This window comes from Streptomyces hydrogenans (assembly GCF_014656075.1).
GTDB lineage: Bacteria > Actinomycetota > Actinomycetes > Streptomycetales > Streptomycetaceae > Streptomyces > Streptomyces hydrogenans.
Genome location: NZ_BNBS01000187.1, coordinates 1 through 10,708 on the forward strand (window position 1 = coordinate 1; position 10,708 = coordinate 10,708).

Genomic DNA, 10,708 nt, shown 5'->3' on the forward strand with positions numbered 1-10,708 from the left:
GGGACCGGCCGGCCGGTCCCTCCCCGCGCCCGGCAGCGGACGCAGTCCCTCGTAGGCGGCGCGCACCGGCAGGGCCCGCACCAGCGAGCCGGGCGCCGCGTCGTCGGCCGCCTGCTCCGCGAAGTCGAAGGCCGCCCGCTGCGAGCCGTACCACTGCGCGGACAGGTACTTCAGCGCGGCGACGTGACAGCCGTAGTGGTGCGGGGAGCGGAGCAGCGCCTGCTCCCACAGCCCCTCGAAGACCGCGTGGCCCGCGTGCGCCCCGCGCGCGTGGTCGAGCGCCAGCCGCCACGGCACCGGGTCGCGCCCGGCGTCCTCGGTGAGCGGCCGCAGCAGCGGGTCCAGCTCGCGCAGCCGCTCCGCCCGGGCCGGCGACTCCCAGGCCCGGCGGACCGCGAGCTGCGCGGCCAGCAGCAGGGCGTCGGGGTCGCGCGGCGCGGCCTCCAGCCAGCGGTCCAGCCACTCGCCCCGGCTGTACGCGAAGGTGGCGAGCCGGCCCACGTAGCGGTCCCGGTCCTCCCACTCCCCGGCGTCCCGCGTGGTGGCGAGGAGCTTCGCGGCGGGCTCCGGGTCGCCGAGCGCGGCGGCGACCAGGGCGGGCGCGAGCCGCCCGTCCGGGGCGTCGAGCAGCACGTCGTCGTCCGGCGTCAGACCCGCGGCGAGGCGCGGGGCGTGCCGGGCCGTGCGGGCGGTGCGGACCAGGGCGCGGAGGAAGGACATGGCAGGACGTATCTTCCCACCGGGGGACCCTCCGGGCCCGCCGTGCCGGCCTCCCTTCACCCGGATCTCACCCGGTCTCCCCCCGGCCGTCACGCGACCCGCCCGAGGACACCCCGGCGGCCGGCCGAGCCCGTCCGGCGGGCGACCGGGGTCCGGGCGAGTCCGCCCAAGGCGACCCGCGATCCGTCCGGTGGTCGTCCGGACGTCGGGGACGGGCGGGTCCGGGACCCCAGACGCCCCTGGGGCCGGCGCGGCAGCGCCTGGCGCCCCGGGTCGTCGTGGGGCCCGCCCGGGACCGCCCGGCGCCCCGTGTCGTGGCCGTGCGCGCCCGGGCGGACGGATCACCCCCTCCGCAGCAGCCGGGTGGCGCCCGCCGCGACCGTGGTGGCGAGGATCCAGCCGAGCAGGATCAGGACCGCGGCCGCCCACTGCCAGCCGCCCTCCAGGCGCCAGTAGCCGTCCTGTCCGAGCGTGATCACCGGCAGCAGCAGGTCCAGGGCGTAGAGCGTGCCGTTCCACGCCGGGCCCTCGCCCTCCTTGATCGGGACCGGCTCGTACCGCGAGAAGGCCAGCGTGCCCGCCGCCCACAGCACCGCCATCCACAGCGCCGCCCGGCCCGGCCGGTAGCCGTACGCCACCGTCCAGTCCTGGACGTACCCCCACAGCTTCCCGGCGAGCGGCAGCGTCTCGCGTCTGCGCCGCTGCTTGGCGAGCAGCACCTCCCGGGCGTCCTCGTCCTCCCCGCTGGTGCGGAGCACGGCCGCCAGCCGCTCGTACGGCTCCGGGGCGTACTCCGGCGTCGCCGCCGCCACCCAGGCGAGCCGCCGGGCCAGCGGGAAGTGGCCGTACGGCACCAGGTTCTCGTAGACGAAGCCGCTCATCGCCAGCCCGCCCGGGTCCGGCCAGCTGGTCGACAGGTCGATCAGCGTCACCACCTTCGCGCCGTTCAGCACCACCCGGCCCTCCTCGGGCCGCTCGCCGTTGAACCGCAGCTCCGGGGTGACGATCCGGCGCAGCGACAGCTCCTCCCGGCGCGCCCCGCTCAGCAGGAAGCGGGCGTGGTTCAGGTCCACCGCGTCCCCGAAGCGGCCGTCGTCCAGCCGCACCCCGCCGTGGAACTCGACCGGTTTGCGGCGGGCGTCCCGCACCGGTGTCACGCCGTAGGGCGGGGTCGCCGTGGACTGGCCGCCGCCCTCGTACACCCAGGCCGCGTTGAGGTACAGCGTCCGCTCCACCGTCAGCTGCGGGGCGTTCAGCGCGCGGCGGCCCCGGTCTCCGCGCAGCACGCTGCCCCGCAGGCTGAGCGAGACCCCGACCTTCGCCCCGCGCAGGCTGAACTCGCCGTGCGTCTCGATCAGCTCGGCCTGGAGGTCCTGCGCCACCACCATGCCGTCCGCGGTGATCGCCCGGCCGCGCGCGTCCGGCCACACGCTGATCTGGTTGATCAGCAGGTCCGTGCCGATCTGCGCGTCGGTCAGCCGGATGCCGCGCCGCACCCGGCAGCGCGGCAGGTGCAGGTCGCCCTCCGTGTGCAGCCGGGCCGCCTCCAGGCGGGGCAGCGCGCAGCCGACCATCCGCAGCGTGCCGAAGCGGGCCTCGGGCAGCACCACCTCGTCGTCGAAGCGGCAGTCGTGCAGCTCCACGTAGGGCGCCACGGTCCCGCCGGCCAGGCCCAGCACGCCCGTGATCCGCACCCCGCGCAGCTTCAGCGCGGCCACCCGGCCCGACCGGGCCGGCGGCCCGTCGAGCAGCAGCGCCGCCACCACGTCGGCGCGCACGCTCCGCTCCGGCCCCCACGGGACCTCCCCGAACGGGTCGTCCCGCTCCGCCACCCCTTCCGTCAGATCGCAGGTCCTGCCGATCCGGAACGCCTGCCACATGGCCCGCTCCGGGCCCGTGAGACCGTCCGGCATTCCGTTCTCGTGCGGCTCGGTCACTGCCGCCCCCTCGCTCTCCCCGATGCGCTCCCACCACTCCGCTTCCCGGGAGTCGTGGATTCGTACAGTCGTTCTTCCCGCACTGTGACGGGCTGAACGCTAACGGTCAGGAGTGGCGAGGAGACGCCACAGTGGCGTGTATCAACATGGAGCAAGCCACGTATCAGCCAGTGATACGGACGTCCGGGGCCGGAAGGCCGTCTGCGAGAATTGACCCGTGATCTCTCGAATCGATCTGCGCGGTGAGACCCTCCCCGAGGGTTCCGCCCTGCGCGACCTGCTGCCCCGTGCCGAGTTCGACGTGGAAGCCGCCCTGGAGAAGGTGCGGCCGATCTGCGAGGACGTACGGCATCATGGCGCGGCCGCGGTGATCGAGTACGGGGAGAAATTCGACGGCGTCCGGGTGGAGGACCTGCGCGTCCCCGCCGAGGCGATCGCCCGCGCCCTGGAGGAGCTGGACCCGGCCGTCCGCGCGGCCCTGGAGGAGTCCATCCGGCGCGCCCGCCTGGTCCACCGCGAGCAGCGCCGCACCACCCACACCACCCAGGTCGTGCCCGGCGGCACCGTCACCGAGAAGTGGATCCCCGTCGACCGCGTCGGCCTGTACGTGCCGGGCGGCCGCGCCGTCTACCCCTCGTCCGTCGTCATGAACGTCGTCCCGGCCCAGGAGGCCGGCGTCGAGGGCATCGCCGTCTCCTCCCCGCCGCAGAAGGAGTTCGGCGGCCTGCCGCACCCCACGATCCTCGCCGCCTGCGCCCTCCTCGGCGTCGACGAGGTCTACGCCGCCGGCGGCGCCCAGGCGATCGCCATGTTCGCGTACGGAACCGCCGACGGCGCCGCCGACGGACGGCCCGGCTGCGCCCCCGTCGACCTGGTCACCGGCCCCGGCAACATCTACGTCGCCGCCGCCAAGCGCCTCCTCAAGGGCCGCATCGGCATCGACGCCGAGGCCGGCCCCACCGAGATCGCGGTCCTCGCCGACGCCACCGCCGACCCGGTGCACGTCGCCGCCGACCTCATCAGCCAGGCCGAGCACGACCCGATGGCCGCCTCCGTCCTCGTCACCGACTCGGACGAGCTGGCCGCCGCCGTCGAGGCCGAGCTGAAGGCCCAGGTCGCCGTCGCCCGGCACGTCGACGACCGGATCGCCCCGGCCCTCGCCGGCCGTCAGTCCGCGATCGTCCTCGTCACCGACCTGGAGGACGGCCTGCGGGTCGTCAACGCCTACGGCGCCGAGCACCTGGAGATCCAGACCGCCGACGCCGCCGCCCTCGCCGACCGGGTCCGCAACGCGGGCGCGGTCTTCGTCGGCCCCTGGGCGCCGGTCTCCCTCGGCGACTACTGCGCCGGCTCCAACCACGTCCTGCCCACCGGCGGCTGCGCCTGCCACTCCTCGGGCCTCTCCGTGCAGTCCTTCCTGCGCGGGGTGCACATCGTGGACTACACGCGCGACGCGCTCGCCGACGTGGCCCACCACGTGGTCACCCTCGCCGAGGCCGAGGACCTCCCGGCCCACGGCGCCGCGATCAAGGCCAGGTTCGGCTGGAAGGTGCCGGAGAGCAAGTGAGCGACCAGAACGACACCATCGGGATCGACGACCTGCCGATCCGTGAGGAGCTGAAGGGCCAGTCGCCCTACGGCGCCCCCCAGCTCGACGTGCCCGTCCAGCTGAACACCAACGAGAACCCCTACCCGCTGCCCGAGCCCCTGGTGGCCCGGATCGCGGAGCGGGTCGCCGAGGCCGCCCGCGGCCTCAACCGCTACCCCGACCGGGACGCGGTGGAGCTCCGCACCGAACTGGCCCGCTACCTCACCCGCACCGGCGGCCACCCGGTCGGCGTGGCGAACGTGTGGGCCGCCAACGGCTCCAACGAGGTCCTCCAGCAGCTGCTCCAGACCTTCGGCGGTCCGGGCCGCACCGCGATCGGCTTCGAGCCCTCGTACTCGATGCACGCCCTGATCGCCCGCGGCACCGGCACCGGCTGGATCTCCGGCCCGCGCAACGAGGACTTCACCATCGACGTGGCGGCCGCCGAGGCGGCCATCGCCGCGCACCGGCCCGATGTCGTCTTCGTCACCTCGCCCAACAACCCCACCGGCACGGCCGTCGAGGCCGACGTCGTGGAGCGGCTGTACACGGCCGCCCAGGCCGCGAAGCCCTCGCTGGTCGTGGTGGACGAGGCGTACGTCGAGTTCAGCCACCGGGACTCGCTGCTGCCCCTCCTGGAGGGCCGGCCGCACCTGGTGGTCTCCCGGACCATGTCCAAGGCGTTCGGCGCCGCCGGACTCCGCCTCGGCTACCTCGCCGCCCACCCGGCCGTGGTCGACGCCGTGCAGCTGGTCCGCCTGCCGTACCACCTCTCCGCCGTCACCCAGGCCACCGCCCTCGCCGCCCTGGAGCACACCGACACCCTCCTCGGGTACGTCGAACAGCTCAAGGCCGAGCGCGACCGGCTGGTCGCCGAGCTGCGCGCGATCGGCTACGAGGTCACCGAGTCCGACGCCAACTTCGTCCAGTTCGGCCGCTTCGACGGAGCCGAGGGCTCCCACGCCGCCTGGCGGAGGATCCTCGACCGGGGCGTCCTGGTCCGGGACAACGGCGTGCCCGGCTGGCTGCGGGTCACCGCCGGCACCCCCGAAGAGAACGACGCGTTCCTCGACGCGGTTCGTGAGCTGAAGAAGGAGCAGAACGCATGAGCCGCGTAGGCCGCGTGGAGCGCACCACCAAGGAGACGTCCGTCGTCGTCGAGATCGACCTCGACGGCACCGGGAAGGTCGACGTGTCGACCGGGGTCGGCTTCTACGACCACATGCTGGACCAGCTGGGCCGGCACGGTCTGTTCGACCTGACCGTGAAGACCGACGGCGACCTCCACATCGACTCGCACCACACCATCGAGGACACCGCCCTCGCGCTGGGCGCCGCCTTCAAGCAGGCCCTCGGCGACAAGGTCGGCATCTACCGCTTCGGCAACTGCACGGTCCCGCTGGACGAGTCCCTCGCCCAGGTCACCGTCGACCTCTCCGGCCGCCCCTACCTGGTGCACACCGAGCCCGAGAACATGGCGCCCATGATCGGCTCCTACGACACCACCATGACGCGGCACATCCTGGAGTCCTTCGTGGCCCAGGCGCAGATCGCGCTGCACGTCCACGTGCCGTACGGGCGCAACGCCCACCACATCGTGGAGTGCCAGTTCAAGGCGCTCGCCCGCGCCCTGCGCTACGCCTCCGAGCGCGACGTCCGCGCCGCCGGAATCCTCCCCTCCACGAAGGGCGCGCTGTAACCGTGACCGGTCTCTCCACCATCCTGATCGTCGTCGGCCTGTTCCTGCTCGGCGGCATCTACTCCTTCGTCAAGCAGCAGATGCCCAAGGGCCTCATCGTGCTGCTGTCGGTCGGCGCGGTGATGTGCCTCGCCGCCGGCGTCATGCGGCTGGACGTGTGGGCATGACGGCGGGCACGGGCAAGAAGGTCGTCGTCTTCGACTACGGCTTCGGCAACGTCCGCTCCGCCGAGCGCGCGCTCGCCCGGGTCGGCGCCGACGTCGAGATCACCCGCGACTACGAGAAGGCGATGAACGCGGACGGACTCCTCGTCCCCGGCGTCGGCGCCTTCTCCGCCTGCATGCAGGGCCTCAAGGAGGCCCGCGGCGACTGGATCATCGGCCGCCGGCTCTCCGGCGGCCGCCCCGTCATGGGCATCTGCGTGGGCATGCAGATCCTCTTCGAGCGCGGCATCGAGCACGGCGTCGAGAGCGAGGGCCTCGACGAGTGGCCCGGCGCGGTCGAGCCGCTGAAGGCCCCGGTCGTGCCCCACATGGGCTGGAACACCGTGGACGCGCCCGAGGACACCGAGCTCTTCGCCGGCCTCGACGCCGACGCCCGCTTCTACTTCGTGCACTCCTACGCGGTGCGCGAGTGGACGCTGGAGGTCGGCAACAAGAACATCCGCGCCCCCAAGGTCACCTGGGCCACCCACGGCGAGCCCTTCGTGGCCGCCGTGGAGAACGGCGCCCTGTGGGCCACCCAGTTCCACCCCGAGAAGTCCGGCGACGCCGGAGCCCAGCTCCTCACCAACTGGATCGGAACCCTGTGAGCACTCTCGAACTCCTCCCCGCCGTCGACGTCCGCGACGGCCAGGCCGTCCGGCTCGTCCACGGCGAGTCCGGCTCCGAGACCTCCTACGGCTCCCCGCTGGAGGCGGCCCTCTCCTGGCAGCGCTCCGGCGCCGAGTGGCTCCACCTCGTCGACCTCGACGCCGCCTTCGGCACCGGCGACAACCGCGACCTGGTCCGGCAGATCACCGAGGCCATGGACATCAAGGTCGAGCTCTCCGGCGGCATCCGCGACGACGCCTCGCTCGCCGCCGCCCTCGCCACCGGCTGCACCCGGGTCAACCTCGGCACCGCCGCCCTGGAGACCCCCGAGTGGGTCGCCAAGGTCATCGCCGAGCACGGCGACAAGATCGCCGTCGGCCTCGACGTGCGCGGCACCACCCTCAAGGGCCGCGGCTGGACCAGCGAGGGCGGTGACCTCTACGAGGCGCTGGCCCGCCTCGACTCCGAGGGCTGCGCCCGCTACGTCGTCACCGACATCGGCCGCGACGGCACCCTGACCGGGCCCAACGTCGAGCTGCTGAAGAACGTCTGCGCGGCCACCGACCGGCCCGTCGTCGCCTCCGGCGGCGTCTCCTCCCTGGACGACCTGCGCGTCCTGGCCGGGCTCACGCACCTGGGCGTCGAGGGCGCGATCGTCGGCAAGGCGCTCTACGCCAAGGCGTTCACCCTGGAAGAGGCGCTGGAGGCGGTGGCCGCCGTATGACCGACTCCGTGCGCAAGGTCGTGACCGGCGCCCCCTGGGAGGAGCAGTTCGGCTACTCCCGCGCGGTCGAGCTGCCCAACGGCACCGTCCTCGTCTCCGGCTGCACCTCGGTGGTCGACGGCCAGATCGCCGACGGCGGTCCGTACGAGCAGACCGTCAACTCCTTCGCCGTCGCCCTCGCGGCCCTGAAGGAGCTGGGCCTCGGCGCCGAGCACGTCGTCCGCACCCGCATGTACCTCACCCACGCGCGGGACGTGGACGAGGTGGGCCGCGCCCACAAGGAGCTGTTCGACGCGGTCCGCCCGACCGCCTCGATGATCATCGTCTCCGGCTTCGTCGACCCCCGCCTTGTGGTCGAGGTCGAGGTCGAGGCGTACAGGAGTGATGCGGCATGAGCCTCGCCGTACGAGTGATCCCCTGCCTGGACGTGGACAACGGCCGGGTCGTCAAGGGCGTCAACTTCCAGAACCTGCGGGACGCCGGCGACCCCGTCGAGATGGCCCGGCTGTACGACGCCGAGGGCGCCGACGAGCTGACCTTCCTCGACATCACCGCCTCCTCCGGCAACCGGGAGACGACCTACGACGTGGTGCGCCGCACCGCCGAGCAGGTCTTCATCCCGCTCACCGTCGGCGGCGGCGTCCGCTCGGCGGAGGACGTCGACAAGCTGCTGCGGGCCGGCGCGGACAAGGTGGGCGTCAACACCGCCGCCATCGCCCGCCCCGAGCTGATCCGGGAGATCGCCGAGCGCTTCGGCCGCCAGGTCCTCGTGCTGTCGGTCGACGCCCGCCGCACCGCCTCGGGCTCCTTCGAGGTGACGACGCACGGCGGCCGCAAGGGCACCGGCATCGACGCCGTCGAGTGGGCCCACCGCGCCGCCGAGCTGGGCGCGGGGGAGATCCTGCTCAACTCGATGGACGCGGACGGCACCAAGGACGGCTACGACACCGAGATGATCGCGGCCGTGCGCCGGCACGTGACCGTCCCGGTGATCGCGTCCGGCGGCGCCGGCAAGCTCGCGGACTTCCCGCCGGCCGTCGAGGCCGGCGCGGACGCGGTGCTCGCCGCGTCCGTGTTCCACTTCGGAGACCTGCGGATCGGCGAGGTCAAGGGAGCGCTGCGGGAGGCGGGCCACGCGGTCCGCTGAGACGTCGTTCCGCTTCGGGACGTGTGAAGGGAAGGGCCCCCTCGGGGGCCCTTTCTCTTTGCCGCCGGCCCTCCGAGACGCACAGGATTATTTGCGCAACATATCTTGTGCAAGTTTCCTTTCGTATCTAGGGTCGTGGACATGACCTCCTCCGAGACCCGCCGGATCACCGACCTCGGCACCCTCAAGGCCATCTCCCACCCGCTGCGGATGCGCCTCTACCGGGCCCTCTTCGTCGCCCGCACCGCCACCGCCTCGCAACTCGCCGACCAGGTCGACGAGGCCGTCTCCCTGGTCAGCTACCACCTGCGCAAGCTCGCCGACGGCGGCCTCATCGAGGAGGCCGAGGCCCAGTCCACCGACGGGCGCGAGCGCTGGTGGCAGCCCAGCTCCTACGGCTTCGGCATCCACGAGGAGGACCTCAAGGACGCCCCCGAACTCGCCGCGGCGAGCGCCGCCTTCGGCCGTACGGTCGGCGAGCAGCGCGCGGAGATGCACTCCCGCTTCCTCGACGAGCGGCACACCTGGTCCGACGCCTGGCGCGCCGCCTCGATCGGCTCCGAGTGGCTGCCCCGCCTCACCGCCGGCGAACTCACCGCCCTCGGCGACGAACTGGAGGCCGTCCTGCGCAAGTACGACCAGGCCGCCCGCGCCGCCGAGGCCGCCGGCGACACCGAGGGCCGCGAGAACGTCGCCGTCCACCTCCACGCCTTCCCCTACCGCCCGTGACCGCCGTCACCGGGGCCGCGCCCGCCGCCGCCCCTGCCCACCGCAGCCCCCAGGTCCTGCGCTGGCTCGGCGCCTACACCGCCTCCACCCTCGGCGACAGCGTCTTCTACCTCGCCCTCTCCTGGGCCGCGGTCAGCGGCGGCACCCCCGCCCAGGCGGGGCTCGTCATGGCCGTCGCGGCCGTGCCCCGCGCGCTGCTCATGCTCTTCGGCGGAGTGATCGCCGACCGCCTCGGCCCGCGCCGGGTCGTCATCGCCTCCGACACCGTCCGCTGCCTGGTCACCCTCGGCCTCGCGGCGAGCCTCTTCCTCGCCTCGCCCGGCCTGTGGGCGCTCGCCGCCGTCGCCCTCGTCTTCGGCGTCGTGGACGCGCTGTTCCTGCCTGCCGTCGGAGCCCTGCCGCCCCGGGTCGCCGACCGCGACCAGCTCGCCCGCGTCCAGGGGATGCGCGGCCTCGCCCACCGGATGGGCGCCGTCGTCGGCGCCCCGCTCGGCGGCCTCGCCATCGCCGTCGGCGGCACCGCCACCGCCTTCGGTGTCGCCGGCCTGCTCTTCGCGCTCTCCCTGCCCCTGCTCGCCGCGCTCAGGCTCCGCCCGCTTCCCCGGGAGGAGGAGACCCGCGAGGGCACCGCCCCGCGCGGCCTCGCCGACGGCCTGCGCTACCTCCGCGGGCACCCGGTGCTCGGCCCGCTGATGATCGTCGTCCTCCTCAGCGACCTCGGCTTCGTCGGCCCCCTCAACGTCGGCCTCGCCGTCCTCTCCGAGCAGCGCGGCTGGGGCGCCTCCGGCATCGGCTGGGTCCTCGCCGGCTTCGGCGTCGGCGCGGGCGGCGCCTCCCTGCTGCTGACCGTGAAGGGCCACGTCCCCCGGACCGGCCTCGTCATGGGCTGGACCATGGTGATCGGCGCCGTGTCCATCGGAGCGCTCGCCCAGCTGCCCCGGCTCGCCCCCGCCGTCCTCGTCGCCCTCACCATCGGCCTGCTCGCCGGACTCTCCGGAGCCCTGTGCAACGCCCTGATCCAGACCGAGTGCGACCCCGCCTACCTCGGCCGGGTGAGCGCCGTCGCCGGCCTCGGCAGCCTCGGCATCGCGCCGCTGAGCTTCCCGCTCACCGGCGCCGCCATCGGCGTCTGGGGCCCAGGCCCGGTCTTCGCCGTCAGCGCCGCGGTCTGCGCCCTCGCCGGCGTCTACGGCCTCGCCGTCCGCGCCGTCCGCCGCGCCGAACTCCCGAAGTGAACGGGTAGGGCCGGTCCGGCCCCTCCCGTCGGATCAGGCCGGCCCCAGGGCCTGTCTGCCCCTTCCCGTCGGGTCCGGCCCGCCCGGCACGCACGCTCGCCGCACGGCCGAAACGCC

12 protein-coding genes are annotated in these 10,708 nt (G+C 73.9%); 10 read left to right on the forward strand and 2 right to left on the reverse strand.

Annotated elements, in window-relative coordinates; all coding sequences use genetic code 11:
• Positions 1–720: hypothetical protein (locus IE321_RS38850; RefSeq protein ID WP_190226387.1), on the reverse strand; the 720-nt coding region annotated here is incomplete at its 3' end.
• 341 nt (positions 721–1,061) lie between these two features.
• A complete protein-coding gene (locus IE321_RS38855; protein ID WP_043223164.1) occupies positions 1,062–2,657 on the reverse strand; it encodes a hypothetical protein in 1,596 nt (531 codons plus the stop codon).
• Positions 2,658–2,874: 217 nt separating this feature from the next.
• Between IE321_RS38855 and hisD the strand changes: the two genes are divergently transcribed.
• The 10 genes from hisD to IE321_RS38905 all read left to right on the forward strand — a co-directional run bounded on the left by hisD (position 2,875) and on the right by IE321_RS38905 (position 10,591).
• Entirely contained in the window at positions 2,875–4,224 is a 1,350-nt protein-coding gene (hisD, locus tag IE321_RS38860) for a histidinol dehydrogenase (RefSeq protein ID WP_190226388.1), read from the forward strand.
• Positions 4,221–5,354, forward strand: a complete 1,134-nt coding sequence (locus tag IE321_RS38865) for a histidinol-phosphate transaminase (RefSeq protein WP_226651690.1) — start codon at positions 4,221–4,223, stop codon at positions 5,352–5,354. Before hisD ends, IE321_RS38865 begins: the two co-directional genes overlap by 4 nt.
• Complete coding sequence (gene hisB, locus IE321_RS38870; protein ID WP_030211590.1) at positions 5,351–5,944, forward strand: imidazoleglycerol-phosphate dehydratase HisB; 594 nt, start codon at positions 5,351–5,353, stop codon at positions 5,942–5,944. The genes IE321_RS38865 and hisB overlap by 4 nt, the downstream gene beginning before the upstream one ends.
• 2 nt (positions 5,945–5,946) lie before the next feature.
• A complete protein-coding gene (locus IE321_RS38875; RefSeq protein ID WP_043223171.1) occupies positions 5,947–6,111 on the forward strand; it encodes a CG2302 family histidine operon protein in 165 nt (54 codons plus the stop codon).
• A complete protein-coding gene (hisH, locus tag IE321_RS38880) occupies positions 6,108–6,755 on the forward strand; it encodes an imidazole glycerol phosphate synthase subunit HisH (protein WP_043223172.1) in 648 nt (215 codons plus the stop codon). The genes IE321_RS38875 and hisH overlap by 4 nt, the downstream gene beginning before the upstream one ends.
• Positions 6,752–7,480 carry a bifunctional 1-(5-phosphoribosyl)-5-((5-phosphoribosylamino)methylideneamino)imidazole-4-carboxamide isomerase/phosphoribosylanthranilate isomerase PriA gene (priA, locus tag IE321_RS38885; protein WP_043223174.1) on the forward strand — a complete coding sequence of 243 codons (729 nt, stop codon included), beginning with the start codon at positions 6,752–6,754 and terminating at the stop codon, positions 7,478–7,480. Before hisH ends, priA begins: the two co-directional genes overlap by 4 nt.
• Positions 7,477–7,875, forward strand: coding sequence for a RidA family protein (locus IE321_RS38890; protein ID WP_043223176.1), 399 nt, complete (start codon positions 7,477–7,479; stop codon positions 7,873–7,875). Before priA ends, IE321_RS38890 begins: the two co-directional genes overlap by 4 nt.
• Entirely contained in the window at positions 7,872–8,627 is a 756-nt protein-coding gene (hisF, locus tag IE321_RS38895) for an imidazole glycerol phosphate synthase subunit HisF (RefSeq protein WP_190226389.1), read from the forward strand. Before IE321_RS38890 ends, hisF begins: the two co-directional genes overlap by 4 nt.
• A gap of 141 nt (positions 8,628–8,768) precedes the next feature.
• Positions 8,769–9,356 carry a winged helix-turn-helix domain-containing protein gene (locus tag IE321_RS38900; RefSeq protein ID WP_043223181.1) on the forward strand — a complete coding sequence of 196 codons (588 nt, stop codon included), beginning with the start codon at positions 8,769–8,771 and terminating at the stop codon, positions 9,354–9,356.
• A complete protein-coding gene (locus IE321_RS38905) occupies positions 9,353–10,591 on the forward strand; it encodes an MFS transporter (RefSeq protein WP_190226390.1) in 1,239 nt (412 codons plus the stop codon). The genes IE321_RS38900 and IE321_RS38905 overlap by 4 nt, the downstream gene beginning before the upstream one ends.
• Positions 10,592–10,708: the final 117 nt, after the last annotated feature.